The sequence below is a fragment of the Symplocastrum torsivum genome (assembly GCF_059505465.1).
In genome coordinates this window covers 1-26,859 of record NZ_JCACKQ010000056.1, presented here as the reverse complement: position 1 = coordinate 26,859, position 26,859 = coordinate 1, and the positions used below count along the sequence as shown (strand labels likewise).

The window sequence follows — 26,859 nt, the reverse complement described above, 5'->3', positions numbered from 1 at the left end:
CTTTTCTTGCCCAGAGGAACTAATGGGAAACTTTCGCCGTGAAGGTCTAGTGATAGCCAGGATTACTGGTTGTGCTGGCTGACGAGCAAGGCTACGGGGAAGTGTTGCAGGATTTGAGCGATCGCACCCGTGCCAGAAATCGTCTGACCTGTGATCGCATCTCGCCAGCTAGACTGGATTCCTTGTGGAAGCTGTAACTGAGTATCTGCCCAGACTTCACCGATAGGATATTCCCCTGGCTGAACTAAGCTAGTGAAGAATCGAGGGGCAATTGCGATTACGCTGCGCGTACCGGCAGAGCCGGTCGCGGTTGTATCCCCAAAGCTTCTCGCGAACGCCACAATATGTTCCTTAAACTTTCCACTAACCTCAATTGGCTGATAATCTCCCTTCTGGAAAACGTCCAAATTCTCTTTTCTCGCTTGAAGAACTTTATGAGTCAGGAACAGCTTAATCCTGCCATCTTCCTTAGTAGAAAGTAGCTCATCAGTTAACTTCCCAATATCGGTATCTTGTCTCTCCTTAATCTCCTTCAAAAACGAGATTCTTAGCGAGTAATCCACCGGACGACGGTTATCCGGGTCTACCATACTCAAATCCCATAACTCAGTTCCCTGATAGGTATCAGGCACACCAGGAGCGGTATATTTCAGCAAAACCTGTGAAAGCGAGTTAAAGATTCCATATCCAGCCACCCACTTCTGGAACGGGAGAAACTCCTTCATGAACTCATTCGAGTCAGAAGGCTCTAAAACCTTCTCCACAAAAGCAAGGAATCCTTCTTCATAATCACTATCAGGGCGTAGCCAAGCCGTATGCAGCTTAGCTTCTCTTACAGACTTGAGCATATAGTCTTTAACCCGTCCAACGAACGACTCATTCTCGCTTTCATCAAACGGATAAGAACCAAGCAACGTCTGATAAAAGAAGTATTCATCATTGGGAACCGGAACCGCTCTCCCCCTCAACTCGTTTTTCTTAGAACGATTGAGTTGAATCCAAGTTATCACCTGTTTTTCCCATTCGTCTGGTATTTCTGAAAGTACATGTAACCTTGGTCGGACATCTTCCCCCCGCTTGGTATCATGGGTGGCAGTAGCATTCATCTTGTGAAGCCAAAGCGCACTTTGTTTTTGATTGACTTCATGAAACTCGTCGAGGGTGATGCCAAATTTTCCAGGATTGCCCCCCACTTCGTTCAAAGCGAGATAGCGGTTATATAGATAAAAGAGCGTGTCCTCAATCCCTTTCGCCATCAAAGGGCCACTCAACTGTTGGAACCTCATCACGAAGTGAAGCCGTAGAGCTTTTTGTTCTTCTGTTAACCCCTCTTCCCATTCAAGTAAGAGCAATTTTTCGATATAGTTAAGTTCGTTCAAGAGTAGCGGAACTCGTCCTCTTGCTTCTTCGATCGCTTCCTTGATGTAAATGCGATCGTCTTCACTTATTCCATCCCCATTGACGTAGGTGCGATAAACTGGGAAAAGGCACAATACTTCTGAAAGGGTTCTTTTCAGACCATTCATGGTAAAGTCAATACCCAATCGGGATTGACCTGCTATTCTTTTCAGAATTTGAGCTAAATTATCTACATCTCCCGCCAAATTCTTCTCAACGATTAGCTGTTTTTTCTCAATAAATAGCTGCTCGTAAGAGGTTTCAGAGTTACTGAATCTCCTGTATATATCACTGAATTGTTTCTCGCTCTCAGTTTTGCAGAAAATACCATTGACATAGTTCAAAAAATCATAGCCACTTGTACCCTGAACCGGCCAACCGCTAGGTAAATCTTCTTCAAGTTCCAAAATCTTTTCAACAGTGATGTAGACATCTCCTGTTTTTTCCCGAAGCCGCTTTAGATATTCTGTTGGGTCATAAAGTCCATCAATATGGTCTATTCTTAATCCGGTTATTTTACCTTGTTCAACTAACTGGCTTATCAAATCATGAGTTTTGTTAAAAACCTTAAGTTCTTGCACCCTCATGCAAATCAGTTCATTAACAGTAAAAAATCTTCGATAATTGATTTCTTCTGCACCGACTTTCCAAAACGATAGGCGGTAGAACTGCTCTTGTAACAAATGATCGAGAAGATGGAAACTATCAGGGTTCCCCTTCTCTCCATTAAAAAACTTCACATTGCTATCAATGAAGTCTTTGACTTCCGGATTTTGTGTATAGACTTCCCACAAAAGTACTTTAACAAAAGCTATCTGACCATATCGTTCTTTTCCTTTAGTTTCGTTAGGTATGCTTTTTATCAGATAAAGAATACCCAATAACTTGAGGAAATCTGGATGGCGCTTCCCTAACTCTCTTGCTAATTGTCCTAAATTCTGACCGATAAACCGACCATACGATTCAATTCGGACAGGTAATTTCAAAGCATAGTAATTAACGCTTAACCCATTCTCCTCATAGTTGATCTGAATCTCGCCATTCTCCAAAGCTTCTCCATAAAAACTGCCCATCATTGGGGCAAGTACTCGTCCCTTAGTGTCTTCATAAGGGTGTTCCCATTCAATATCGAAGTAGTCACGATAATCCGAATCAGGCCCATTTTCTAGAACATCCATCAGCCAAGTATTTTGGCTTTGATAAGCCATGTGGTTGGGAACAATATCCTGCACCCATCCCATGTCATGGTTCTTAATTTCACTTGTTAGTGCTTCAAAATCTTCTGGCGCACCTAATTCTGGATTCAGTTGAGTCGGGTCAACAACATCATAGCCGTGGGTACTGCCTGGTGTGGCTTTAAATATCGGTGAAGCGTAAAGGTCAGAAATACCTAACTCAGCAAGATAAGCAATGATATTTTTTGCTCCCTCAAACTTAAATTCCGACTGAAATTGAATTCGGTAAGTTGCTCTGGGAATTCGCATGATTGAATGATTACTCCTAATAAATATTTTTGGCTAGTCAATGTAGAGTCTGTTAATAACGTACCCTATTCCAGTTGGTACAACACAAAACTGTGGAATCTAATTGTCACGTCCTGTTCTTGCCTCAGTTTGTCTGGCAATGCTACGATGCTGTTGTCAAGTTAGATTTATTAATGAGTAACTTCAAAGGAAGTAGAGTAGGGCGCACAGCCGTGCGCCCCTACAGAGGTTACTGGAAGTTAAAGATAACCCTGCATTTTTCCCTAAACGATCTACTACGCTTTGTTGCTTGCAAAACTGACATGGAGCCAACTTCAATTCATTAGGCTAAGGGTTCCAATTCGTAGAGTACGAAACTTTGTGGACGAATTGTCACTTCCTGTTCTTGCATCAATTTATCTGGCATTGTAGAACCTGCACCCAGCCATTTAGAATCCGAAGAATCCAAAATCTTTCGCCAAGTACCACCTGAAGATGTTTCTTGGAAAGTGACATCTTTGTCATTGAAGTTCATCATGCATAGGATTTGGCTCTCACCACTCCCACGGCGGAGAACTAGAAGCTTTTGTTCCTCAGCAGCAGATGCTTGGAGATTTTGCTTATCGAGATTTTTCAGGGCAGGTAGGGTACGGCGTAATTGAATTAAATGCTGATAAAGTTCTAGCAGGACTTTGTGTTTACCTTCTTGCCGTTTCTCCCATTTCAGTTGAGATTGTTGGAAAGCATCAAGACTAAAGGGATCGATAAATTCGCCTTCTGCATGGAAGTCAGCAAACTCTCTTTTTCTTCCCTGCCTTACTGCCTCAACTAAATCTGGGTCTGTGTGGCTTACAAAGTATAGGAAAGGAGAGTCTTCTCCATACTCTTCACCCATAAATAGCATGGGAATGTAAGGAGAAAGCATCAACGCGCCAGCCGCAAGTTTTAAACCTTCAAAGGATACTAGATGGGTTAAACGCTCACCTAGCATTCGATTACCAACTTGGTCGTGATTTTGGGTGCAGACGACGAATTGATGACCAGGGCGATCGCGTGCATCGCTACCATGGAATCTCTTACGATGAGGAGCGTATTCCCAGGAGTAAACAAAGCTTTCTTTATAGGCTTTTGCTAGCTGTTCGATTTTGCCGAAATCTTTGTAATATCCTGTCTGTTCTCCAGTGATTGCTGTATGAATCGCGTGATGGAAGTCATCACTCCACTGGGCATCCATCCCATGTCCACCCAATTCCTTCTCACGAATTACCCGAACATCGTTTAAATCGCTTTCAGCAATTAGATAAAATTTTCTACCCAGAGAAGCGGAGAGGGCTTCAACTTTTTCTGCCATGTCTTGTAAGACGTGTTTTGCCCCCAAGTCATAAATGGCATGGATGGCATCTAATCGCAGCGCATCAAAGTGGTAGTTCTCGAACCAGTACAGGGCATTTTCAATAAAATAATTCCGCACCCCCTCGCTGTGAACATCATCAAAGTTGATTGCTGCGCCCCAAGGAGTTTTGTACGCCTCCGTAAAGTAGGGCCCAAACAAACTGGTGTAATTTCCTTCTGGTCCAAAGTGGTTGTAAACCACATCAAGAATGATTGACAAACCTTGCTGATGGCAGGCATCAACCAGTTTCTTCAATCCTTCAGGGCCACCATAGGAATGCTGCACCCCATAGGTATAAACGCCATCGTATCCCCAGTTGCGATCGCCTGGAAATTGGGCAACAGGCATAATCTCGATCGCATTTACCCCAAACTCTTTTAACTCACCTAAGCGGGGAATAATTGCTTCAAAAGTCCCTTCTGGCGTGAATGTGCCAACGTGCAATTCATAGATAATCATTTCCTCCAAGGGAACACCCGACCAACCCGAATCAGTCCAGCCGGAGAAGCTATGATCAACTACCTCAGAAGGTCCATGTACATCTTTAGGTTGAGAATGAGAAGCAGGATCGGGTCTATTGTCTCCTTCTATTTTGTAGAAATAAAGTGTTCCGGGTTCAACGCCTTCAGCTAGTACCTTAAAGTACCCCTGCTCATCCTTTTGCATAGGGATTAAACGGTCTTCAGAGGAGACAATTTGTAGAGCTACCTCGTCGTGAGGAGGTGCCCAAACGGTAAATTCACAACGACCATCACCAAGATAATTAGAACCAACTTTCATCTTTAATTCTCCCCACTCGGAATGTACATCTAGTTTTTTTGATTAAGCTACAAACATCAAATCAATGCAATAGAAGTTGTGTCTATTGAGCCTGAGTAACATCAAGGAATTGCCCACGTTAAAATAATTTGTATCAGTAGACACTCAATGGTCAATTCAAAGGAAATAGGCGATCGCTTTTTAGTTTCTCAAGCTATTACAATTAACGATTTCAGTAACCACAGCTTGTGTTGTGGCATGAAATATTACCGCTCTCCTGCTTGAAAATTGAAAAGCGCAATACGTGTTTGTTCTACTAAATATTTACTTTTCCTACATTTGAGTAATCATTAAGTTCAGTAAACCTGGTTTTGATTTTCTCCCCTTTGAAGCGGTAGAACATCTTTCTATCGGGAGAGACTGGAGTGTTAGTCATCAAACAAGGACTGCCTTGATTGAAACGAAGGCTATAACAGACTAGAGACTATAGCTTGACAATAGTACCCAACTCTGCTGACTTCAATGTTTGATTCACCGTTGTGCGATCGCCAATTTACCCAGTTTCCTCTGTTCTCGAACTGGGGACAGTTTGATTGGCTTAAAATTCCCTTGCTAGTAGTACCACTCCTTTTGGTGTTTTTCGGAGTGCGCTTGCTGCTTAGGCGTTCACGCTGGAAACGTCAGTTCAGTAAGCCTAGAGGAATTTTATTGCTAAGTGCTGTCACTGCCACTTTATTGGTATTGTTGGCAGTGGCAGATAAAGGACTGATTCTTTTCCTGCCAGTTGATTCGGGTACAGCAGTACAAGCAATTGTCGTGCTGGGGAGAGGAACAGAACTTGGGATACCACGCATTGATGTTGCGGCTGAACTATGGAAAGCTAAACGATCGCCTCTAATTTTTGTGAGTGGTACGGGGGATACTGCCAGGATGTTGCCGCTATTTGAGAAGAAGGGCATTCCTGTGCGCTCGCTAGATGGGGAAGATTGTTCGTTAACGACACCGGAAAATGCCTTGTTCTCGGCGGCAATTTTACAGGTACAAGGGATTCGGCAAATTCTACTGGTTACTGATGGGCCCCATATGTGGCGATCGCTTCTTGATTTCCGCGATCGGGGTTTTAGTGTGATTCCTCATACCAGCCCTCTGCCCAACAACATATCCTTTATGGACAAAGCTTTTCTCACGTTTAGAGAATACCTTTTCCTAATCACGTCTGGAATACGTGAACTGTTTCAGGGGCAGCGAATCCCTAACTTGAATAATCCAGAACTTGTAAACCTGGTACAAAAAGCTGAACAATATGGTCAGCAGCGCCGCTTTCCCTAATTTATGTCTACCGATTTTCTTCCGTTTGAAATTGCTCAGCTAACTGAGTCTACATCGATTGCTCTTGCTCAGAGTATCCAGCAAATTGCCATTACAGCGCCTCTAAGTAAGCAACCGATTACAACAACCTATGTGCGTCAGGGTAGTGGTGGAACGCCAATTTTATTGCTGCATGGTTTTGACAGTTCTGTGTTTGAGTTTCGCCGTTTGCTCCCACTACTTGCGGCTGAAAATGAAACTTGGGCAGTGGATTTGTTGGGTTTTGGCTTTACAGAACGCTTGACAGAAATTCCCTTTAGTCCAGCAGCTATTAAAAGTCATTTCTATTACTTCTGGAAAACACTGATTAATCAACCTGTGATTTTAGTGGGTGCCTCGATGGGAGGGGCAGCCGCGATTGATTTTACGCTTGCCTACCCAGAAGCTGTAAAAAAGTTGGTGTTACTTGATAGTGCTGGCTATACGGCTGGTCCCAATGTTAGTAAGTTTATGTTTGGACCATTAGGTGCCCTAGCTACGGCATTTTTGAGTAATCCAAAAGTCCGTCAACGGATTAGCATCAATGCTTACCACGACAAAAGCTTTGCCTCGGTTGATGCACAACTGTGTGCAGCGTTGCATTTAAAGTCCCAAGGTTGGCAGCAAGCTTTGATTGCTTTTACAAAAAGTGGAGGCTACACCTCGTTTGGAGAGAAGCTGTCAGAAATTAAGCAGCCGACGCTAATTTTGTGGGGAGAGTCTGACCAAATTTTAGGGACTGGTGATGCGTATAAGTTTAAAGAGGCGATCGCAAATTCCCAACTGATTTGGATTCAGAATTGCGGTCACGTTCCTCACCTTGAGCAACCTCAGATAACCGCTAAGTATATTCTAGAATTCCGAGATGATTAAGCCCATTTACAAATCCGTGTCCCTGTCTTTATACATCTCATCCAGTGCTTGCTGTTGAGCGCGACGGGAAAGCCGACGATATTTCTTACTTTCTAGTTTAGGTTCGTACTGAGTTTGTCCTTTCCCTTTATTTTTTGCCTTCAGGGTTGACTCTGGATCAGCTTGTTGATTCAGATGCTCTTTCCATGCGATCGCATCTTCCAACAAATCCAAATAATACCCATATCGCTCCCAGTCACCCCGCACTGCACAATTCGGTTCGTCTCGATGCAGGCAGTTGCTAAAGTGACAGTGATTAGCAGCTAGTCGCTCCCGTGCTTCTGGAAAATACTGAGTTAACTCTTCCGGACTACAATCAATGTCAGGCTGGTTAAAGCCTGGAGTATCTGCCAGGAGTCCACCCCCAGGCAACTCAAACAGTTCAACATGACGGGTTGTATGGCGCCCTCGACTGAGTTTGCCGGATACTTCAGCCACCCTCTGCCTAACATTTGGAATTAGCTGATTGATGAGGCTAGATTTACCAACACCAGAGGGGCCAGCCAAAATCGTGACTTTCTGGCTCAGTTGCTTACTTAGTTCCTCTACCCCCTGATGAGTATGAACGCTGATAAATACAGGTTCATAACCCCAATCTTTGAGGTGATTCCTCCACTCTTCCAACTCTTCATCAGGTACTAAGTCCTTCTTATTCAAGCACAAGCAGACATCTAACCCCGTAGACTCAGCCTTAACCAGAAATCGAGTCAGTTGGTAAGGGTCTAAGGGAGGGTCTACGAGGGCAAAGACCAGGAGAATTTGCTCGGCATTGGCAACTGGGGGACGGTCTAGCAGGGTTTTGCGGGGTAAAACGTCTGATATCGCTCCCCGTCCATCTACCCAGTCGGGTTCTTCCACCAAAACGCGATCGCCCACCATCACCCGCTTACCAATTTTCTTCAGCCGCGTCCGGCGAGTACACAGTAGTTGAATATTATGAGTTTCTCCCGTAGCAACGGAAGAGGGAGATTTTAGATCTAGCGATTCGTTACTATGGCTAGTACCACCTAACCCAGAATCGAGCTGCACCTGATAGAAATTTGCCTGCACTGCCACTACTGTTCCCAGTAACGGCGTGGAAACTTGGGACAAATCAGAATCAGGTGATGCACCACTCATGCGGAGGCAAGCGGACGACGTACCTTCAAGGCAAAGTAGTCAGTGCGATCATTGACTTCCTCAATGGAGTAGCCCTCCATCGCCAAACTATCCGGCACCTGCTCAATTGGTTCTCCAGGGTCGAGCCACACTTCTAATAAGGCTCCTGGTGTCATTTGCTCCAGGCGGAGTTTGGTACGCACGAAGTTAATCGGGCAAGGTGTCCCGCGCAAATCTAACTGAGCATCAGGCATCGAGTTTGGTATCGATGCCGTTGGGTTACTCATCCGCGAAACAGCCCTCCCAAAAAGCCTTCTAGACCACCCTTACCTGTGCGATCGCCTTTGATTTTTGCCAGCTTCTCTAACAGTTCCCGTTCTTCAGCCGTAATCCGATTCGGGATATCAATCAAAATTGTAATCAGATGGTCGCCCCGGCTGACTGGGTTCCCTAGCTTGGGTACACCGTGATTTTCCAGTGTCAAAACCGTGCTTGGCTGTGTTCCTGGAGGAATCGTTAACTCCACTGGACCATCCACTGTATTGACTTCCAGACGACATCCCAAAATCGCTTGCAGATAGCTGATCTTTATCTCAGACAGAACATTAATTCCATCCCGATGAAACTCGGCATCTTCCTCAATAAATAAGTAGACGTACAAGTCTCCAGGAGGGCCATTCCGTGCCCCTGCGTCTCCTTCTTTAGAAACCCGCAGGCGAGTACCATTATCTACTCCCGCTGGGATGGTGATTTTCAGCTTTTTCGTTTCTTGTTTGCGACCCGCACCGCCACAATTTTCGCACTTATCCTCAACCACCTGTCCATCACCATTACAGCTAGGACATACAGAGACTTGAGTAAATTGCCCAAAAGGTGTCCGGGTCGCCCGACGCACTTGTCCCGAACCGCTACAAGTGGGGCAGGTACGCGGTCGAGTTCCTGCCTTAGCACCTGTCCCGCTACAGACGTTACAGTTTTCTAAATGAGGAATCCGGATTTCCTTTTCACCGCCAAATACAGCTTCCCGGAATTCCAGCTTCAAGTCTAGTCGCAGGTCATCACCTCGCGCTGGACCGCTACGCCTCCGAGTACCTTGCTGACCCATGCCAGCCCCGAAGCCGCTGAAGAAGCTTTCAAAAATATCGGCAAAGCCCATGTCCCCAAAATCTGGGTAGCCAGCTCCCGCGCCCGAAACACCAGCTTCTCCGAAGCGGTCATAGCGTGCCCTAGTTTCTGGTTCTGAAAGGACTTCGTAAGCTCGATTAATTTCCTTAAAGCGCTCTTCAGCCCCTGCTTCCTTATTGACATCAGGATGATACTTCCGAGCAAGGCGACGGTAAGCTTGCTTCAGTTCTTCTTTGTCTGCGTCACGAGAGACGCCAAGAGTCTCATAAAAGTCAGCCATAAAGCGCTGATCGGTGTTTGGTTATTGAATAGGGGCGGACTTGTGGACGTTAGGTAATAGAAGTAAAGCGACGGATCGCTTCTAACGATCACCCATACATCCATATCATTGTCTATCAGAAAACAAGCTGAGTGCTACCTAGTTTTATAAGCTTGCCTTAATCAGCGTCAACTGGCTCGTAGTCAGCTGTCATTGTTTCATCATCAAAGTCAAAAATCAAACCTTCCTCTTCTGTTGGGGCATCAGAATGGTTGCTAAATTCCGGAGCTGCACTTTCCTCCTGTGGTTCGGTAGACTCATCGCCATCCACATTGCGTGAAGCTTGCCCATACACATCAGCACCAATCGCAAATAGAGTTTGTTGGAAGTCGTCTAGCCGTTGCTTTGCTTCCTCAACACTAGCTGATCGATCACTAAACACGGCAAGCAGCTTTTGCTTTTTCTCTTCACCTTGCACCTTGAGTTCTTCACGAACTAGGTTGCCGTTGTCCTTCAAGGTCGTCTCATAGCTGTAGATATGGCTATCAGCTTGATTTTTGAGTTCAACTAATTGAACACGGCGACGGTCGGCATCAGCAAATTTTTCTGCCTCTTCCCGCATCCGTTCCACTTCAGTTGCACTCAATCCACCTGTGTTGGTAATCCGGATACTTTGCTCTCTACCTGTACCTTTATCAGCCGCTGAGACTTTTAAAATCCCGTTGACATCAATTTCAAAGGACACTTCAATTTGAGGGACACCGCGAGGCGCTGGGGGAATACCCGTCAGCAGAAACTTGCCCAGGCTTTTGTTATCCTTTGCCATTGCCCGTTCTCCCTGCAACACATGGATTTCTACAGATGTTTGTCCATCGGTTGCAGTAGAAAATATCTGAGACTTACTGGTCGGAATCGTCGTGTTCCGCTCGGTGATTTTTGTGAAGACTTCTCCTAAGGTTTCAATACCCAGCGATAGAGGGGTTACGTCAAGTAGCAGTAAGTCTTCAACTTCGCCACCTAAAACACCACCTTGAATCGCTGCGCCTAGGGCGACGGCTTCATCAGGGTTAACGGAACGATCAGGAGACTTACCCCCAAAGAACTTTTTGATGGCTTCCTGTACCGCTGGGATGCGGGTCGAACCACCAACTAAGAGAATGCGGTCAATATCCTCTGGCTTGAGGTCACAGTCTTTAAGCGCCTGAGTCACTGGCTCAATTGTGCCCTGAATGAGTTCGCTTGCCAGTTCTTCAAATTTTGCTCGTGACAGTTCCATCTCCAAGTGCTTGGGGCCTGTTTCATCGGCTGTGATAAATGGCAAGTTGATTGAGGTTGTCACCATGCTGGAGACTTCAACTTTTGCTTTTTCAGCCGCTTCTCGTAAGCGCTGAAGTGCCATTTTGTCACTTCCCAGGTCGATTCCTTCAGCGTCCTTGAAGTTTTCAGTCATCCAGAGAACAATCACATTATCGAAGTCATCCCCTCCCAAGTGGTTGTTACCAGAGGTTGCCTTGACTTCAAATACGCCGTCTCCCAGTTGCAAAACGGAAACATCAAAGGTGCCACCACCCAAGTCAAACACCAAGATTGTTTGTTCTTGATCTTGTTTGTCTAGACCGTATGCCAGGGAGGCGGCTGTTGGTTCATTAATAATTCGCAGGACTTCTAGACCTGCAATTGTTCCAGCATCTTTTGTAGCTTGCCGTTGAGCATCTGTAAAGTATGCCGGAACCGTAATCACGGCTTGCTCGACAGTTTCCCCAAGAAAGTTTTCTGCATCAGCTTTCAGCTTTTGCAAAATCATTGCGGAGACTTCTTGAGGGGTATAGTCACGACCTCGAATCTGGACATCGACGGTATCATCTCGACCTTTGACGCAGGTATAGGGTACCCGTCCTCGCTCGGTCGCGGTATCATCCCACCGCCGTCCGATGAAGCGCTTAATGCTATACACAGTATTCTCGGCATTCGTCACTGCTTGCCGCTTTGCCAGTTGACCCACTAGGCGTTCGTCTGCTTTGCCAAATCCCACTATACTCGGAGTGGTTCGCCCACCTTCCGAGTTGGAAATGACGATGGGCTGACCCCCTTCTAAAACAGCGACGCAACTATTGGTCGTGCCTAGGTCGATGCCAATGACTTTTCCCATAGTGCTTCGGCTTAAAGATTATGTAGAGTTTTTTGAATGTCGTTAAATCGAATACAAGACCGGATTTTACCCTGGCTCAACACTCCTTATTTACTGGCTCGTACTCATGCTTGAAGCTCGAAGCCAAAGGACGGTTAATGGGCTTGCCACTAGGTTTCTGGGATACCTTCCTCTGAGGTTACCACGGGTTCCGCAGCCGCAGCAACTTTGACCATAGCATGGCGCAGCACGCGATCGCCGATGAAGTATCCTCGCATTAGCTGTTCGATTACTACTCCTTCTGGGTATTCGTTTGTCGGTTCCCGCATCACCGCTTCGTGGAGATTCGGGTCAAACTCTTGCCCTTCTGCACGCATCGGAGAAACACCAATACGCTTGAGACAGTCTACTAGCTGCTTATAAACACCCTGATAGCTTTTGTGAATTGCCATTTCCCCATCCGATTGGGGTTTGATTTGCGATCGCGCCCGATCAAAGTTATCGACTATTGGCAGCAACTCACTGATGGTATTCCGCTTGACTTGCACCTCCAAATCTTCTTTCTCTTTCGAGGTACGCTTGCGGAAGTTGTCGAAATCTGCTGCAATCCGCATTGATTGCGTTTTAAAGGACTCAGTTTGCTGAGAAATTTCTTCTAGTTGAGCTTTAAGCGCCTCATTTTCCCGCTTCAAGCTTTCTAGTATCGCTAAGTCCATCTCCGCCGGTGACGAGGCTGAACCATCTGCCTCTACTGCCACAGACTCCCCAACTTCTTCTTGTTCCGTTACAACTGAAGCTTCATCTAGGTCAACCACTAGATCATCCAACGTGGGTAGTGACTCCAAATCAACTTGGCTAGTCAAATCCACCTCTGCGGCTGCCGACTCTCCACCCTGATTTTTTAAACTGTCATCCATCAGCTCATCTGTCTGTTGTGTCGTGTTATCTGGCTGCTTTTCTTCGTCGATCATTACTCCACTCATCCCAATTAAAAGACTGCTAGTAATTGCGGTCTTGTTTGCCTATTATTTTCCACTAGCAACCCAACTCCTAATCGGTTTTTTTCGGGTTACAGCTTGAGGAAACAGTACCCAGCGGGGTAGGATTACTAATCTTTCAAATCCTATCCTACCTAGGTTGAACACCAACAGCTTCCTTAGGGCAGACATCAGGACTTTCTAAGCAACTCCCTGCTGGTTTGTCTACATACTTTATCCGTTTAGGCTGTAAAACCGTTCCGCCTGGTTTACATATAACACAATGTAACATTTTTTAAACAGCATTAACGTTTACGGCTGGGCTTCCTATACAGCTTTCACCTCAATTGCTGTTTGAGTTTTGCCTTCCTAGCCCCTGCTCAACGACTGAATTCTTCTACCGATGCCATCCTAGCTATGACTGGGGAGCTTAACACAGCTATTGACATCCTCCCCGACAATCAAGGTGCGGGGATTCCAAAGATCACTCCTTGGGTTTCCTCTTTCCACGAGTTGATTTGCTTGAAGGAGTTTCCCCACTCAAGTATTGATCAGTCTCTCCAGAGGCGTTAGTTCCGACGTGACCCGCCGTACTTAGTCCTTTTTCTAATATGTTCCGCGCCGCGTTCCAGTCCCGGTCTTGGGTATGCCCACAATGAGGACAAACATGAGTTCTGGTGCTAAGAGTCTTTTTGACAACCTCACCACAGTTAGAGCAATTTTGACTGGTGAAATGGGGCGGAACTGCCACAGGCAAGCATTCCGAACGAAACGAGCAGTTCTAATTGCTTCATCCAGCGCTTGATACTGCTCATCGAGTCCTTCCAGTTTTGCCTCAAATACCAGCATATTTACGTCATGTTCACTTACGTAATTATACGATGTTACGACCGAATAAATTCGGTTATTCGCTTATATCCCCCGGAGTAGAGCGCGGGGGCTTTACGCATCACGACTCGTAAATAACTCGCCTACAGAAAATATGTCTGTAGGGGGAGTTTTCTCTATTATGGAGGTTGAGGGAGGAATGAACTGACCTTTGGGATCACCTTGCGATCGCTGACAAAGCTTTGTCCGAGCGGTGCAAACGCGAGTTGGTAAAAGCTATCATCAATAAAATATTCTACATAAAGCATGATGCTGCTTCTGCTCGCACCTAAAATTTTATCAAGTTCAGATATCTTTCAAACTGGCGTTTCCTCGTCGTCAGGATATTTGTAATTACGCACGTGTGGGCAAGACAGCATAACGTGATAAAAAGCCTTTTCCCTAAGGGTTTACGAGGTAACCGCCTTAAGGAAAGAGCGACGGTCACGCCGCTCAAGTCAAAGCGTGTCAGTTGACGCTTGTTGCCCCGAAGCTCCCTTTTCTCAAATGCTATTGAATCCATAGCTTTTGGGAATAATTTCGTAATGTCGGAAATAACTTATAACGTAAGGAGATATTCAAGAGCCGCTATGACTCAATCCTCATCACCACGGCGTGCCCTTATTGTCCGTAACGATTTTTCGCCCTTCGGCAATAAGTTAATTCAAGCGGGTTACGTTGACAATGACCAGATGCATCAAGCACTGGTCGAAACCCGCAAGTCAGGAAGACCACTGACAGAGATTCTCGAATCGGTCACAGGGCGTCAGTTGTCACCTGACTTACTACGCCAATACAAAAAACAGCAATTATTTGAACTAAAAGTTCTTTACGGGGTTGAGTCTCTCGATCCGGAAATCAGTGAGATTTCCAATCACCAAGTCGGTCAATTGATCGATACTCTACTCCCCATTGATATCTGTCGCCGCTATCGCTTAGTCCCACTCGCAAAAAAGGAAACGCAGCCTCCATCAATCTTGGTGGCAATGGTTGACCCTGATAATTTAGATGCCCAGGATGATTTGACCCGGATTCTGCGTCCTCAGGGTATTGCCTTGCAACGGATGGTCATTACCCAAGAAGATTATCAGCAGCTAATTTCTAGATACCTTGATGAACAACTTGCTCGTCAGAAGCAGCTAGAGGTCGAAAAAGCTGTAGATGTCAAAGAAGACCTTGAGAATTTAGATACTCTTGACACGTTGCAGGATGCACCGGATGAAGTTGAGGCAGATTTAGATTCCTCTTTGAATGATGCCTCTGGTGCCCCGGTAATCAACATGGTTAACAAAATCATGGCGAAGGCACTGCAAGAGGATGTCTCTGACATTCACGTTGAACCCCAAGAAGAATCTTTACGCATCCGCTTTCGTAAAGATGGGGTTTTGCGTCAAGCGTTTGATTTACCCAAGAAAATCACGGCAGCAATTTCCGCTCGATTCAAAATTATGGCGGAGTTGGACATTGCGGAACGACGCCTACCTCAAGACGGGAAAATCCGGCGGATGTTTCAAGGTCGCAAAGTGGACTTTCGAGTCAGTACTTTACCCAGTCGCTACGGCGAGAAGGTCGTTTTGCGGATTTTGGACAACTCCGCCACGCAGCTAGGTTTGGACAAGTTGATTACAGACGAAGACACGCTGCAAATAGTTAGAGAAATGGCAAACAAACCATTTGGGCTAATCTTGGTGACAGGACCCACGGGTTCTGGTAAATCAACAACTCTATACTCGATGCTGGCAGAACGGAATGACCCTGGAGTCAATATCAGTACTGCCGAAGACCCAATTGAGTATTCCTTACCAGGAATTACTCAGGTGCAGGTGTTGCGAGAAAAAGGCATGGACTTTGCCTCAATTCTCCGGTCTTTTCTGCGACAAGACCCAGATGTGATTCTAGTTGGTGAAACACGGGACAAAGAAACCGCGAAAACCGCGATTGAAGCGGCTCTTACAGGGCACTTGGTGTTAACAACGCTTCACACTAATGATGCGGCTGGCGCGATCGCACGTTTAGACGAAATGGGCGTTGAACCCTTCATGGTATCCGGCGCACTGTTGGGTGTATTGGCTCAACGCTTGGTGCGACGTGTTTGTTCAGATTGTCGCATCTCTTATCTACCAAGCTCAGCGGAACTCGCTCGTTTTGGTTTATCAGCTTCCAATGAGGGAGAAATCACCTTATATCAAGCCAATACGTTGCGAGCTGAGGAAATTCAGGAGGCGAGAAATACAGGTAAACTTTGCACAAAATGTAGTGGTGTTGGCTATAAGGGACGGGTTGGTGTCTATGAAGTCATGCGTGTTAGCGAAACTGTCCAAACCCTAATTAACGACGGTGCCCCCACTGAGCGGATTAAGGAAGCGGCAGTAGATGAGGGAATGGTCACATTACTCTCCTACAGCTTGAACCTAGTGCAGCAAGGCTACACCACACTCGAAGAAGTGGAACGAGTCACGTTTACTGATTCCGGACTAGAGTCAGAACTTAGAGCCAAACGCAAGACTTCCCTCACTTGTCGGACTTGTGGCGCAGACAATCAACCAGAGTGGCTCGACTGTCCTTACTGTATGACCCCTCGTTTTTAGCCCTAGATAAAGTTGTTAGTTTTTAGGATTTATAACGTTTTTTAACTAACAACTAACAACCAAAAACTAACAACTAACAACTAACAACTACCTCAGGAGACAGCGTCATGGACTTGATGATTGAAGACTTAATGGAGCAGCTAATTGAGCTGGGTGGCTCCGATATGCACCTTCAAGCGGGTGCCCCCGTCTACTTCCGGATTAGCGGGAAACTCCAGCCGATTAGCGAAGATCCACTGACCGCTCAAGAGTGTCAGAAGCTGATTTTCAGTATGCTCAACAACACACAACGTAAGGATTTGGAGCAGAACTGGGAATTGGATTGTTCTTATGGGGTTAAAGGGTTAGCTCGCTTCCGCGTCAATGTTTACAAAGAGCGTGGTTACTATGCGGCAGCATTAAGAGCCTTGTCTTCTAAGATTCCTAACTTTGACCAATTGGGACTGCCAGATATTGTTCGGGAAATGAGTGAACGACCGAGAGGCTTGGTTTTGGTGACAGGACCAACAGGTTCTGGTAAAACCACTACACTAGCGGCGATGGTTGACTTAATCAACCGCACACGAGGAGAACACATTCTGACGGTGGAAGACCCAATAGAATATGTATTTCCAAATGTCAAGAGCTTGATTCACCAACGTCAAAAGGGTGAAGACACAAGAAGCTTTGCTAATGCTCTGAAATCAGCACTACGGGAAGACCCTGATGTAATTTTGGTTGGGGAAATGCGGGATTTGGATACAATTTCTCTTGCTATTTCTGCGGCTGAAACGGGTCACTTGGTAATGGGTACCCTCCATACCAGCTCAGCGGCTTCGACGGTAAACCGGATTATCGACGTGTTCCCGCCAGAACAACAACAACAAATTAATGCTCAGCTATCCAACTCGCTAATTGCCGTCTTTAGTCAAACCCTAATACCTAAGAAAAGTCCGAAACCGGGTGAATTTGGTCGGGTAATGGCTCAAGAAATTATGATCGTGACACCTGCGATCGCAAACCTTATCCGAGAAGGAAAAGTGGCTCAAATGTACTCCGCGATTCAAACGGGGATGAAGATGGGGATGCAGACGATGGAACAGTCTTTAGCTAATCTTGTTAGATCAGGTCAAATCTCATTTGAGATGGCAGCATCCAAGAGTTCCAAGCCTGACGAATTGCAGCGTATCCTTGCGGGTTCAGCAAGTTCGGCTAATATCAGCGCCAGAGTTCCTGCTAAGCAGACTCGCTAGGTTTCAGTTAGTTTTGAGTGTTACAAGGCGGGTGCAGTGGTATCTGCCCTGAGTCTTTAAGACTTACATAACACTTGAAACTAATAACGAAATAAATGTTTTACTCAGCTGCTTTACTTTCATCTAAACGCAAGCCATGCCTACCTTCATTGCTGAAGTTCGGGACGTCAGAGGAAACGCTAAGAAAGAAAAAATTGAAGCGACTTCTCCCGAACAAGCCCGTAGCATCCTCCAAAACCGCTATCCTATCGTCGGAAACATCAAGAAAAGCTTCGGCATTGACTTTGATGTAAAAGAATTCATGACAAGTTTTAGCTCTGTCACAATCAGAGATAAGGCTGTCTTTTCGCGCCAATTTGCTGCCATGGTCAATGCTGGGGTGGCTATGGTTCGCTGCCTTGGTGTCTTATCAGAACAGTGTCCTAAGCCAAAGCTGAAAAAAGCCCTAGTTGCTATTAGCGGTGAGGTGCAGCAGGGAACAAATCTCTCTGAGGCAATGCGTAAACACCCAGAGTGTTTTGACACCTTGTACGTTAGCATGGTTCAGGCTGGCGAGGTTGGGGGTGTTCTTGACGAGGTACTAAACCGATTAGCCAAAGTTCTTGAGGACATGGCACGGTTGAGAAACCAAGTCAAGTCAGCCTTGGCTTACCCTGTGGCAGTTGGCATCATTGCGGTTCTTGTCTTTTTCGCGATGACGGTGTTTTTAATCCCGATTTTTGCTGAGATTTTTGAGGAGTTGGGTGTAGAGTTACCAGCTTTGACCCAATTTATGGTCAATATAAGCGAAATCCTCAGAAGCTGGAGAATCATTATTCCGATCGCCTTTATCATCATTGTCAGCATCGCCTTCCGGTGGTATTACAAGACACCAATTGGTCGTTTACAAATCGATGGCTTTTTGCTGAAAATGCCCCTATTTGGTGATTTGAATCAAAAAGCGGCAGTTGCTCGGTTTTGTCGAATTTTTGGGACGTTGACTCGTTCAGGAGTACCAATTCTCGGAGCATTAGATATTGTTCGCGATACCTCTGGCAACCAAGTCATTGCCAATGCTGTGGAGGCAGCGAAGCAAGATATTCAACAAGGTGGGATGATTAGCCTTGCCTTGCAACGAGATCAAGTGTTTCCACTCTTGGCAATTCAGATGATCAGTATTGGTGAAGAAACGGGTGAGTTGGATGCCATGCTGATGAAGGTAGCTGACTTCTATGAAGATGAAGTAGAGCAAGCTGTTAAAGCACTAACTAGCCTCATTGAACCGATCATGATGGTTCTCTTGGCAGGGATGGTAGCTGTAATTCTGCTTTCCATGTATCTGCCTCTATTTAAGGTCTATGATGCTTTGGGATAGAAGTCAAACGGCTTAAAGCAAGAATAGGAAGTTTTAAGTTCCTGTGGCTTTTTAGCAGAGGGTTTTCATCGTTGATTCAGAGGTCTGAGGACGTGCAAACCCTCTATTTGTTTAGAAGTCATCTGGCTAATCCGCTTTACTAGACTGTTAAGAAAAATTTAGTTAATTATCGCTCTTTAAATCTAGAAAAATGCCTATTAAGCAATCGGATTACGAAGCTAGCTTAGCGGAGTACAGCAATCATGAGGCAGCGATCGCACTGCTTAAGAAATATCGGCCGTATCTAGAGATGATTCCGAGTATGCGCCGACCCGACGAAAGCGTGATTACGATTCCCTTGCCGATTGTGCGTATCCGCAATCCTCAACCACCAGGACATAACACTGCCAGTGGTCTTACTAGCTTACAGGGAGCTGTTTGCTTGCCCTGTGATGTTGCTATTTTGATGTGCGATCCGGAATGGAAAATTAAGATGGGGGTTGAGATTCTTGTCTTTATCCATCGCCCTCACGAGGACTTTTCCGACTTATTAAGTCGTTGGCGTCAAACACAAGTGTTGTTAGACAAAGACTACGAGTGGTTGATGCCTATCCGCTATCAACACGTACTTAGCGAGGGAGATAATCGCATTTATCCACTGTTTGTTGTATTTCCAGAGACTCCTCAACGAATTCAACGAGGCTTGTTGGGTGCAAGTCTACCTTTTATTGTGGAGATGCCAGAAATTATGGAGGAGGAAGAGTTAGGAACGTTGTCTCCTGAAAGTCCTCCGGCTTGATGGTTGGTTGTTAGTTCTTAGTAGTTAGTAGCAAGAAAGCCTACTAACTACTAAGGTTTAAGTATTAAGACCACCTCTCATTGATTTCTGCCAAACTATCTGACAAACTGCGGCATCACTTCGGCAGCCGTAAATAAACCATAAATCCCTCGTTGGTGCAACGACACTCCGGCTTTGAGGTAGCCGAATGCGGGACCACAAACATTGGCTGCCATGCTGGTTTCATCACCAAGGGTAAAGGTATGAGTCGAAATTTTGCCCTCGAAGGTACGACCAGTCACTTGGACATTGGTACTAAGAGGTTTTTTGGCGTTGCGTGTATCAACAATACCACCAACAGTAACGCGATCGCGCGGACAAATTCCCGCTAGTTCCAACATCACATCATCGGCGTGTTCCATATTCTCCAGGCTCAAGATGCCGTTCGTCTTTTCTAGTAAAGCTTCCACCTCAGCATCACTCATTTCCCTAGCACGTTCAACATCATAACCAGGGAGGTGAGCAATATCCTCTCGAATCGTTGCCCGGTAAGCTTCCCAATTCGCAATCCCGACCCCAAAGGTAATTTTCACCTGATGAATCTCGGCATAACTTTGAGCGGCTAAAGCGGCGGCGGCTGTTAATAACCCTGGTGTCGCACCACAGCCCGTCATGTAAGTGATGCCTGCTGCTTGGAGTTCAGCTTGTAACTCCAGCAACTGCTCGACTGCACTGGTACGCTTCAGGGCATCGACTAACACACCTTGCCATCCAGCTTGAATAAATTGACGTGCTACGGATGACATAAAGGTGTTGGGCAAATTTGGCAATGCTAGAAAATACCCATCAACAGACGCTTGTTCAATTAAGTCTGAAATACTGTGGTTGCTGAGGGTACCCGTTGGCTCTAAATAACCTAATGAACCCTGAGAGGCGTAAGTAGCGATACAGGTATCAGGATTCAATCCAGTCGCCTCATAGGCATAACCTTTTTGGTCAGCGGCGGCTACCCAAATCATTTCACGCTTGGGGGCAAGGACTCTGGCGGCGGCTTGCCCTAACCCCCCAAAGCCCAGAACGCCTACCCGTACTGGTGTCGTTATTAGAGAATCAGCCGTTGTCACATTAGCTGGACTGGTGCTTTGCTTTTCACTCATAATGCCTGACTTCAATAAAACAGACTTTAATTATCTGAGTTCCTGGCTCTACAGATCAGCCCAAAGACACAAGTAAGGTTAAATTTGGATATGTATAGTTTTATTAACACCTATTATTTAGGGAATGTCATAGCTTGACGGCAGTATAAAGTTAAGAGAAACTACTTAAAGACTAGAGTACGATCCCGGCTTTTTACTAAGTTTTGTTGAAATATGATTCGGAGTGAGGCGATTGCTCACGATTGATTACCTGTTTACTAGCCAATTAATTGGTTAGTAAACAGGTATGAAGGCTCCGCGCAAGCGATCGCTAAAATCACTATCCACCCGGAATTGAGGATTACCCAACAGTCAGCCATGAGCATGGAAACCTTGGAGTTTGTCATCTATCCAGATGGTCGAGTACAGGAAAAAGTTACTGGTATTGTTGGAGCCTCTTGTGCAGAGGTGACAGCAGCCATCGAAGCTCAATTGGGGCGAGTCGTCTCTCAAGAGCAGACATCAGAATATTTTGCCCAGCCGTTGAAGCAGTCAGCAACAGCAACCGCTCAAGCGACATTCAGCAATTGGTAAGTTTTTTTTGTTCAATATAAAGTAAATTATTTCAAACTAAGATGTCACATTTCAGCAACATTAAAACACAAATCCGCAACGTTGTCTCTTTGCAAGCGGCTCTGTCAGACTTGGGAGTTGACTGGAAATCTGGCCCTCGCTCAGTTCGAGGATACCAAGGTCAGACCCGCACTGCCGAAGTCGTCATAGAACAAGACAATGACTATGACATTGGTTTTAGTTGGAATGGAAATGAATACGAACTCGTTGCCGACTTGCAGTACTGGCAGCAGCCCTTGTCTGTCGATGGTTTCCTCAATCGGGTAACCCAGCGTTATGCCTACCATACCGTAATGCAAGAAACTGCTAAGCAAGGCTTTCAAGTTGCCGAACAACAACAAAATCAGGATGGTTCAATCCGCTTGGTAGTACAGCGCTGGAGTGCTTAATGTCTGATTCCTCATCGTCACTGGAGCGTTCGGGTCTAGAGCCAGAATTAGGAGGTATCTTCCGGGATGCTCCAGAGCGTTCAGGTTTGGAGCCAGAACTGGGAGGGACGTTACGGCAAAAGGGTGTTTATGTTGATGAAATCACCTGTATTGGTTGCAAGCATTGTGCCCATGTTGCCCGGAATACATTTTATATCGAACCAGACTACGGGCGATCGCGTGTAGTTCAGCAAGATGGGGATTCAGAAGAGGTGATTCAAGAAGCAATTGACACCTGTCCAGTCGATTGCATTCATTGGGTTGATTACACCGAACTGAAACATCTTGAAGAAGAGCGGCAATATCAGGTAATTCCACTTGTCGGCTATCCACTTGACCCTAGTGTCGTTGCTACCCTAGCTCGGCGTAAGAAGCTGAATCAACAGAATAAAAAGAAAAGCCATTATTAACTTTTAATACAAAAAACGAACAGTCGGTTTGGTACAGCTTCTTAGTCGAACAATCCTCAATGCTTAAATGCAATTGGGGATTTGCTTTTATTTAAGAGGGTGGTGTTCACTGAGAAGTTTCTCCACTCTTGCTTCATCGACTCTAGCTGTTAGTCTTTTGGCTTCGTGGTTGTCTCTAGTGGTTTTCGCCATGCTGATTGTAGAGCCAACCGTGAAGGCTAAACCCATTCCCATATAACCTTTTACCCAATTATCCACAGGCAGGTTCAGAATACCAACACTCATAGCCCCAACAGACAGGACAAAAGAAGCCCAAGCTTGAACAATCCAACCTGTACTGTGGACTTGGTTATTCAATGGTGATTGCATTGTCATTTCTACCTCAACGGAAATCTTTAATAGGTTATTCGCATCATATTGATCGCAATTTAGAGATAGAGGAGCAAATAGACAGTTTTTACAACTTGCACAAGGAACAGTTGTGGTAGTGCTTACGTCACCTGCGCCTCCTCGTTGATTGTCTTAGCTGTTTTTGAAGTCACGAAGGGAACGCGATCGCTTTTTATTCATCTGAGGTAAGCTCCGCAAACTCCCTACCAGCTTTGATCGAACCAGCAGAGTATTACTAATTGTGACTAAGCTCACAAAACACAACGATATATATCACCATTCATTAGCACGTAACTCACACAAAAACAACAGTAATGTCACCCAAAAAATCGACTTGACTCACCTAAAAAGTGGGTAATTGTCACGATGATTGTTCGTGTTCAATCACTTCTAACCGATGTAAAACGACTCATAGTAAGAGTATCGAGTTCTATGGAGTCCGATGTACGTTCAAGTTCGCCTCTTACCTGGTGCTATCTCCGATTTATTTGCTCATGTCAGCACTTCTGGAACAATTACACTAGCTGACCGATATGGGTTAATGGCTGCACTGCTAGAAGATTCCCTCACCCAAGAAGAGAGAGATGCAATTGATCGCTTATTGCGTGCCTTGCGTCGGGGACGGATGAAGGTAGTCAGTGAGATTTCTGCTTTAGCTTGAAGCTTTCAACATCTTCCTTTCAAGCAGTATTTTGTTACGATTCTCAACTCCAAGCCTTATTTCGTTGACTGTTCGCTGGGTAAATAGGAGTGTCAACAGTCAATAAGAACCAGTAGAGTATGTAAGTTAAATTTGTTGTCGCTTATCAACCAGGATTGGAATCGTTTTCCATCCAGCGACGAGTCCCAAAGAATTCACAAGAACGAGAGGCAATTTTTGTCGCAGCGTTTAGGGCATCGGTAAAGTTTTGCTCTAGGATGTAGTGACAGAAAGCACCGTGGAAGATGTCACCCGCCCCCATCGTATCAACGGCATTAATCTGGGGGACTGGCAATTCACCTGATACACCATCGCTAAGGTATTGGATTGGTTTTTCGCCTTGGGTGATGGCAATGTGAGGAATCCCCATAGCAGCAAGATAAGCAATGACTTCCTCACAAGTAGTACAACCTGGTGGATAGAAATTAGCCGAGCAAATTGCATAATCCACAAATGGCAATATTTCTTCAAATCCAGGCTTCCAGCTACCTCCATCAATGACAATTGGAATATTATTATTTTTTGCGATTTGAGCGATCGCAAATCCAACCAGCATTTGATGACCATCAATCATCACTAAATCGACAACATCTAAGCCAATAGTTGTAGGCAGTTGTTCAGCACTAATTTGTATCCTAGTAGCATTGATTGAGATCACGGCGCGATCGCCAGTGGTTTCGGTAACGATGATAGAAGAAACAGGTGGCGGTTCAGTAGTAGTAGGGGCAAGATCAGCAACAGTCACTCCATAATTTTCTAAATCACCTCGAATTAAGTAGGTGATTGGGTGAGTGCCAACGACACCGAGTAGTGTTGTTTGATTACCCAGGTAACTAAACGTTACTGCTGCATTCGTGGCTGGTCCACCAGCGGTAACAGTGTAGTCAGAAGCAACAGTTTTTTGATTGTTATCCGGAAGCTTTTCGGTTAGATAAACCAGATCTAACGTTACCATTCCAACAAAAAGTCCCTTTCTTGCCATCGACTCTCTCCAGTTCAGGCTGACGCTCAAAATTGTAGAGTTTAAATTTCAGGTTTTGCTTCAACATGTGTTGTCCCTTGGAGGGAAGACAATATGGACACGTTAGGCATATTGTTTGTTATCCGCTCTTAAGGAGCAGTAGCGATTCATGCTGGAACCTGTAAAAAATTTCTTTTCCTCAAGCTCTTTCATCCCCCATGGTCACTGCTACCTGTGGAAGCCAGAACTTGTCTGGTTACACGTAGCGTCAGACTCACTAATTGGGTTAGCGTATTTTTCAATTCCAATTATGCTAATCTACTTCGTCCACAAGCGACGGGATATGCCCTTTCAAGGAATCTTTCTAATGTTTGGGGCGTTCATCATTTCTTGTGGAACAAGTCATCTGATGGCTGTCTGGACACTCTGGCATCCGGACTATTGGCTGTCTGGAGGGATTAAGCTGACTACAGCGTTAATTTCCTTGTACACAGCTATAGAACTATTTGGCTTAATTCCTCAAGCTTTAGCGCTGCCTAGCCCTGCTCAATTAGAAGCAACTAATCAAAAACTCGCTCAGGAAATTGGTGATCGCATCTTAGCCGAAGCTGCACTTAAACAAAGCGAAACTCGCTTTCGTTTAATCTTTGAGGATGCGGCAACTGGAATTGTACTTGCGGACGTTTCTGGAGAACTTATGGCAGCAAACCCAGCTTTCCAAAAGATGCTGGGCTACAGCGAAAACGAATTGAGTAGGATGCATTTCACACAATTCACTCATTCAGACTTTATCTCAACTGAAGCGGAGCTTTATCAAGAGATGGTCGAGGGTCTTCGCGACTTCTACCAGCTAGAAAAGATTTATATCACCAAACAGAAGCAGATGGTGTGGGGACATCTCACTGTTTCCTTGGTGCGTGATGCCGAAGACAATCCCCAATTCTGCATTGCCATGGTAGAAAATATCACAGAGCGCAAGCAGTCAGATACAGCGCTACGACTCTACCAAGAACACTTAGAAGAACTGGTGGGAGCGCGAACGGCTGAACTGACAAAGGTAAATGAGCAACTCTCCTGGCAAGCAAGCCACGATGCTCTCACGGATTTAGTGAATCGCCGTGAATTTGAGAAGTGCTTAGAGAGAGTCGTTAGTACGGCGAGGGCTTCCGATCAGGAATGCACACTTTGTTACATGGACTTAGACCACTTCAAAATTGTTAATGATACCTGTGGTCATCTGGCTGGTGATGAACTGCTACGCCAAATCAGCGCCTTACTGCAAAATCGGTGCCGCAAATCGGATACTTTAGCTCGCTTAGGCGGTGATGAATTTGGGTTGCTACTTTATCAATGTTCTTTAGAGGAAGCCACACGAGTTGTTCAGAAACTGCACAAGTCTATTCAAGAGTTCCGATTTGTGTGGCAAGACCAAACCTTTACCCTTGGTATTAGTATTGGGCTTGTATCAATCAACGACTGCCGTTTAAATCCAGAAAATATTCTAAACGCAGCAGATACGGCTTGCTACTCTGCAAAGAAGCAAGGGCGCAATCAAGTACATATCTACCGAGTAGATGAGCGGGAACTACAAGAACAACAGCCATAATTTTCATGGAACTAGGAACGCTTTATGTAGTAGGAACGCCGATTGGCAACCTGGAAGATATGACCTTTCGGGCGGTACGGATTTTGCAATCGGTAGATGCGATCGCAGCAGAAGATACACGCCATACGGGAAAACTATTGCAGCATTTTCAGATACATACACCTCAGTTGAGCTATCACGAACACAATCGAGTTCAACGTCTTCCAGAGTTACTCAGTCAACTGCATGAGGGAAAAGCGATCGCATTGGTTACGGATGCTGGAGTACCGGGAATCTCAGACCCTGGCTATGAGTTAGTTAAAGCTTGTAATGAAGCCGGGATAACAGTTGTACCCATTCCTGGGGCTACGGCTGCCATTACCGCACTCAGCGCCGCAGGACTCCCAACAGACCGATTTGTGTTTGAAGGCTTTCTACCTGCAAGTGGTCAAGAGCGGCGAACACGTCTAGAATCTCTGGAAGCAGAATCTAGAACTTTAGTTTTTTACGAATCTCCTCATCGCTTACGAAAGAGTCTGCAAGATTTGGCAGACCATTTGGGAAAAGACCGTCAGATCGTTGTGGCACGAGAGTTAACGAAGTTGTATGAAGAGTTCTGGCGAGGCACAATTGAGGATGCGATCGCTCACTATACCCAGCGTGAACCCAAGGGAGAATTTACTTTAGTTGTTACGGGCGCTCAAGTTGTGACAACAGTGCTATCAGAAGATGCTCTAAAAGCAGAGTTGCAACAGATAATTGCTCAAGGAGTATCGAGATCGCAAGCATCGCGCCAGTTAGCGCAACTCACCAAACTTCCTCGGCGTCAACTCTATCAGTTAGCTTTAGCGATTCCTGATCAGGCTCTACCGGAAGTGAATACTTTAGATGAGAGTGGGGAGTAGGGAATTGGGAATTGGGAATTGGGAATTGGGAATTGGGAATTGGGAATTGGGAAT

At 45.5% G+C, this 26,859-nt stretch carries 23 protein-coding genes and 1 pseudogene; 12 read left to right on the top strand and 12 right to left on the bottom strand.

Features of this window, described 5'->3' with window-relative positions; translation table 11 throughout:
- Positions 1–62: 62 nt before the first annotated feature.
- Both treY and treZ read right to left on the bottom strand, forming a co-directional pair.
- Positions 63–2,882: a malto-oligosyltrehalose synthase gene (gene treY, locus AC5JL3_RS18100; protein ID WP_496075805.1), complete on the bottom strand. Its 2,820-nt coding sequence runs from the start codon at positions 2,880–2,882 to the stop codon at positions 63–65.
- Between the two features lie 322 nt (positions 2,883–3,204).
- Positions 3,205–5,034: a malto-oligosyltrehalose trehalohydrolase gene (gene treZ, locus AC5JL3_RS18095; protein WP_496075804.1), complete on the bottom strand. Its 1,830-nt coding sequence runs from the start codon at positions 5,032–5,034 to the stop codon at positions 3,205–3,207.
- A gap of 501 nt (positions 5,035–5,535) precedes the next feature.
- On the opposite strand from treZ, the gene AC5JL3_RS18090 reads away from it, so the two are divergent.
- Complete coding sequence (locus tag AC5JL3_RS18090) at positions 5,536–6,342, top strand: YdcF family protein (protein ID WP_496075803.1); 807 nt, start codon at positions 5,536–5,538, stop codon at positions 6,340–6,342.
- A gap of 3 nt (positions 6,343–6,345) precedes the next feature.
- Positions 6,346–7,233, top strand: coding sequence for an alpha/beta fold hydrolase (locus AC5JL3_RS18085; protein WP_496075802.1), 888 nt, complete (start codon positions 6,346–6,348; stop codon positions 7,231–7,233).
- Positions 7,234–7,239: 6 nt separating this feature from the next.
- Here the strand turns inward: AC5JL3_RS18085 and rsgA are convergent, their stop codons facing one another.
- The 7 genes and pseudogenes from rsgA to AC5JL3_RS18050 all read right to left on the bottom strand — a co-directional run bounded on the left by rsgA (position 7,240) and on the right by AC5JL3_RS18050 (position 13,995).
- Positions 7,240–8,391: a small ribosomal subunit biogenesis GTPase RsgA gene (rsgA, locus tag AC5JL3_RS18080; RefSeq protein ID WP_496075801.1), complete on the bottom strand. Its 1,152-nt coding sequence runs from the start codon at positions 8,389–8,391 to the stop codon at positions 7,240–7,242.
- Positions 8,388–8,657, bottom strand: coding sequence for a sulfurtransferase TusA family protein (locus tag AC5JL3_RS18075; RefSeq protein WP_496075800.1), 270 nt, complete (start codon positions 8,655–8,657; stop codon positions 8,388–8,390). The genes rsgA and AC5JL3_RS18075 overlap by 4 nt, the downstream gene beginning before the upstream one ends.
- On the bottom strand, positions 8,654–9,775 hold the full coding sequence (gene dnaJ / locus AC5JL3_RS18070; RefSeq protein ID WP_192217366.1) for a molecular chaperone DnaJ: 1,122 nt from the start codon (positions 9,773–9,775) through the stop codon (positions 8,654–8,656). Before dnaJ ends, AC5JL3_RS18075 begins: the two co-directional genes overlap by 4 nt.
- Positions 9,776–9,932: 157 nt before the next feature.
- Entirely contained in the window at positions 9,933–11,903 is a 1,971-nt protein-coding gene (gene dnaK, locus AC5JL3_RS18065; protein WP_496075799.1) for a molecular chaperone DnaK, read from the bottom strand.
- Positions 11,904–12,052: 149 nt separating this feature from the next.
- Complete coding sequence (gene grpE / locus AC5JL3_RS18060; protein WP_496075798.1) at positions 12,053–12,865, bottom strand: nucleotide exchange factor GrpE; 813 nt, start codon at positions 12,863–12,865, stop codon at positions 12,053–12,055.
- A 478-nt stretch (positions 12,866–13,343) separates the two neighbouring features.
- Positions 13,344–13,616: pseudogene (locus AC5JL3_RS18055) on the bottom strand (zinc ribbon domain-containing protein); the annotation flags it as partial.
- Positions 13,617–13,866: 250 nt separating this feature from the next.
- A complete protein-coding gene (locus AC5JL3_RS18050; protein WP_496075797.1) occupies positions 13,867–13,995 on the bottom strand; it encodes a hypothetical protein in 129 nt (42 codons plus the stop codon).
- A 321-nt stretch (positions 13,996–14,316) separates the two neighbouring features.
- Here AC5JL3_RS18050 and AC5JL3_RS18045 point away from each other — a divergent pair, with 321 nt between their 5' ends.
- From AC5JL3_RS18045 to AC5JL3_RS18030, 4 genes are all read left to right on the top strand, one after another.
- Entirely contained in the window at positions 14,317–16,314 is a 1,998-nt protein-coding gene (locus AC5JL3_RS18045) for a GspE/PulE family protein (protein ID WP_496075796.1), read from the top strand.
- Between the two features lie 107 nt (positions 16,315–16,421).
- Positions 16,422–17,546 (top strand): type IV pilus twitching motility protein PilT, encoded by a 1,125-nt coding sequence (locus AC5JL3_RS18040; RefSeq protein ID WP_496075795.1) that lies wholly within the window; start codon positions 16,422–16,424, stop codon positions 17,544–17,546.
- A 136-nt stretch (positions 17,547–17,682) separates the two neighbouring features.
- On the top strand, positions 17,683–18,900 hold the full coding sequence (locus AC5JL3_RS18035; RefSeq protein ID WP_496075794.1) for a type II secretion system F family protein: 1,218 nt from the start codon (positions 17,683–17,685) through the stop codon (positions 18,898–18,900).
- A gap of 190 nt (positions 18,901–19,090) precedes the next feature.
- Positions 19,091–19,678 (top strand): hypothetical protein, encoded by a 588-nt coding sequence (locus AC5JL3_RS18030; protein WP_192217360.1) that lies wholly within the window; start codon positions 19,091–19,093, stop codon positions 19,676–19,678.
- A 95-nt stretch (positions 19,679–19,773) separates the two neighbouring features.
- Here AC5JL3_RS18030 and bioU read toward each other — a convergent pair whose 3' ends face one another.
- Positions 19,774–20,814, bottom strand: a complete 1,041-nt coding sequence (gene bioU, locus AC5JL3_RS18025; protein WP_496075793.1) for a (S)-8-amino-7-oxononanoate synthase BioU — start codon at positions 20,812–20,814, stop codon at positions 19,774–19,776.
- Between the two features lie 363 nt (positions 20,815–21,177).
- Here bioU and AC5JL3_RS18020 point away from each other — a divergent pair, with 363 nt between their 5' ends.
- Genes AC5JL3_RS18020 through AC5JL3_RS18010 form a run of 3 tightly spaced genes read left to right on the top strand, consistent with a single transcriptional unit; the run spans position 21,178 to position 22,264 of the window.
- On the top strand, positions 21,178–21,387 hold the full coding sequence (locus AC5JL3_RS18020; RefSeq protein WP_496075824.1) for a DUF2997 domain-containing protein: 210 nt from the start codon (positions 21,178–21,180) through the stop codon (positions 21,385–21,387).
- A 41-nt stretch (positions 21,388–21,428) separates the two neighbouring features.
- Entirely contained in the window at positions 21,429–21,815 is a 387-nt protein-coding gene (locus AC5JL3_RS18015) for a DUF1257 domain-containing protein (protein WP_496075792.1), read from the top strand.
- Complete coding sequence (locus tag AC5JL3_RS18010) at positions 21,815–22,264, top strand: ferredoxin (protein WP_496075791.1); 450 nt, start codon at positions 21,815–21,817, stop codon at positions 22,262–22,264. Before AC5JL3_RS18015 ends, AC5JL3_RS18010 begins: the two co-directional genes overlap by 1 nt.
- A gap of 87 nt (positions 22,265–22,351) precedes the next feature.
- Here AC5JL3_RS18010 and AC5JL3_RS18005 read toward each other — a convergent pair whose 3' ends face one another.
- Positions 22,352–22,633, bottom strand: coding sequence for a YiaA/YiaB family inner membrane protein (locus AC5JL3_RS18005; protein WP_496075790.1), 282 nt, complete (start codon positions 22,631–22,633; stop codon positions 22,352–22,354).
- Positions 22,634–23,096: 463 nt separating this feature from the next.
- Between AC5JL3_RS18005 and AC5JL3_RS18000 the strand changes: the two genes are divergently transcribed.
- The gene (locus AC5JL3_RS18000) at positions 23,097–23,315 is read left to right on the top strand and encodes a hypothetical protein (RefSeq protein ID WP_496075789.1); all 219 of its coding nucleotides are present in this window, start codon (positions 23,097–23,099) and stop codon (positions 23,313–23,315) included.
- Positions 23,316–23,460: 145 nt separating this feature from the next.
- Here the strand turns inward: AC5JL3_RS18000 and AC5JL3_RS17995 are convergent, their stop codons facing one another.
- A complete protein-coding gene (locus AC5JL3_RS17995) occupies positions 23,461–24,336 on the bottom strand; it encodes a sugar kinase (RefSeq protein ID WP_496075788.1) in 876 nt (291 codons plus the stop codon).
- A gap of 148 nt (positions 24,337–24,484) precedes the next feature.
- Between AC5JL3_RS17995 and AC5JL3_RS17990 the strand changes: the two genes are divergently transcribed.
- Together AC5JL3_RS17990 and rsmI are read left to right on the top strand one after the other, a co-directional pair.
- The gene (locus tag AC5JL3_RS17990) at positions 24,485–25,921 is read left to right on the top strand and encodes a sensor domain-containing diguanylate cyclase (protein ID WP_496075787.1); all 1,437 of its coding nucleotides are present in this window, start codon (positions 24,485–24,487) and stop codon (positions 25,919–25,921) included.
- A 5-nt stretch (positions 25,922–25,926) separates the two neighbouring features.
- Positions 25,927–26,805: a 16S rRNA (cytidine(1402)-2'-O)-methyltransferase gene (gene rsmI / locus AC5JL3_RS17985; RefSeq protein ID WP_496075786.1), complete on the top strand. Its 879-nt coding sequence runs from the start codon at positions 25,927–25,929 to the stop codon at positions 26,803–26,805.
- Positions 26,806–26,859: the final 54 nt, after the last annotated feature.

Bases quoted from the DNA above. Each gene is read 5' to 3' on its own strand.
- treY (WP_496075805.1), bottom strand. From the start codon at position 2,882: ATGCGAATTCCCAGAGCAACTTACCGAATTCAATTTCAGTCGGAATTT.
- treZ (WP_496075804.1), bottom strand. From the start codon at position 5,034: ATGAAAGTTGGTTCTAATTATCTTGGTGATGGTCGTTGTGAATTTACC.
- AC5JL3_RS18090 (WP_496075803.1), top strand. From the start codon at position 5,536: ATGTTTGATTCACCGTTGTGCGATCGCCAATTTACCCAGTTTCCTCTG.
- AC5JL3_RS18085 (WP_496075802.1), top strand. From the start codon at position 6,346: ATGTCTACCGATTTTCTTCCGTTTGAAATTGCTCAGCTAACTGAGTCT.
- rsgA (WP_496075801.1), bottom strand. From the start codon at position 8,391: ATGAGTGGTGCATCACCTGATTCTGATTTGTCCCAAGTTTCCACGCCG.
- AC5JL3_RS18075 (WP_496075800.1), bottom strand. From the start codon at position 8,657: ATGAGTAACCCAACGGCATCGATACCAAACTCGATGCCTGATGCTCAG.
- dnaJ (WP_192217366.1), bottom strand. From the start codon at position 9,775: ATGGCTGACTTTTATGAGACTCTTGGCGTCTCTCGTGACGCAGACAAA.
- dnaK (WP_496075799.1), bottom strand. From the start codon at position 11,903: ATGGGAAAAGTCATTGGCATCGACCTAGGCACGACCAATAGTTGCGTC.
- grpE (WP_496075798.1), bottom strand. From the start codon at position 12,865: ATGAGTGGAGTAATGATCGACGAAGAAAAGCAGCCAGATAACACGACA.
- AC5JL3_RS18050 (WP_496075797.1), bottom strand. From the start codon at position 13,995: ATGCTTTATGTAGAATATTTTATTGATGATAGCTTTTACCAACTCGCG.
- AC5JL3_RS18045 (WP_496075796.1), top strand. From the start codon at position 14,317: ATGACTCAATCCTCATCACCACGGCGTGCCCTTATTGTCCGTAACGAT.
- AC5JL3_RS18040 (WP_496075795.1), top strand. From the start codon at position 16,422: ATGGACTTGATGATTGAAGACTTAATGGAGCAGCTAATTGAGCTGGGT.
- AC5JL3_RS18035 (WP_496075794.1), top strand. From the start codon at position 17,683: ATGCCTACCTTCATTGCTGAAGTTCGGGACGTCAGAGGAAACGCTAAG.
- AC5JL3_RS18030 (WP_192217360.1), top strand. From the start codon at position 19,091: ATGCCTATTAAGCAATCGGATTACGAAGCTAGCTTAGCGGAGTACAGC.
- bioU (WP_496075793.1), bottom strand. From the start codon at position 20,814: ATGAGTGAAAAGCAAAGCACCAGTCCAGCTAATGTGACAACGGCTGAT.
- AC5JL3_RS18020 (WP_496075824.1), top strand. From the start codon at position 21,178: ATGGAAACCTTGGAGTTTGTCATCTATCCAGATGGTCGAGTACAGGAA.
- AC5JL3_RS18015 (WP_496075792.1), top strand. From the start codon at position 21,429: ATGTCACATTTCAGCAACATTAAAACACAAATCCGCAACGTTGTCTCT.
- AC5JL3_RS18010 (WP_496075791.1), top strand. From the start codon at position 21,815: ATGTCTGATTCCTCATCGTCACTGGAGCGTTCGGGTCTAGAGCCAGAA.
- AC5JL3_RS18005 (WP_496075790.1), bottom strand. From the start codon at position 22,633: ATGCAATCACCATTGAATAACCAAGTCCACAGTACAGGTTGGATTGTT.
- AC5JL3_RS18000 (WP_496075789.1), top strand. From the start codon at position 23,097: ATGTACGTTCAAGTTCGCCTCTTACCTGGTGCTATCTCCGATTTATTT.
- AC5JL3_RS17995 (WP_496075788.1), bottom strand. From the start codon at position 24,336: ATGGCAAGAAAGGGACTTTTTGTTGGAATGGTAACGTTAGATCTGGTT.
- AC5JL3_RS17990 (WP_496075787.1), top strand. From the start codon at position 24,485: ATGCTGGAACCTGTAAAAAATTTCTTTTCCTCAAGCTCTTTCATCCCC.
- rsmI (WP_496075786.1), top strand. From the start codon at position 25,927: ATGGAACTAGGAACGCTTTATGTAGTAGGAACGCCGATTGGCAACCTG.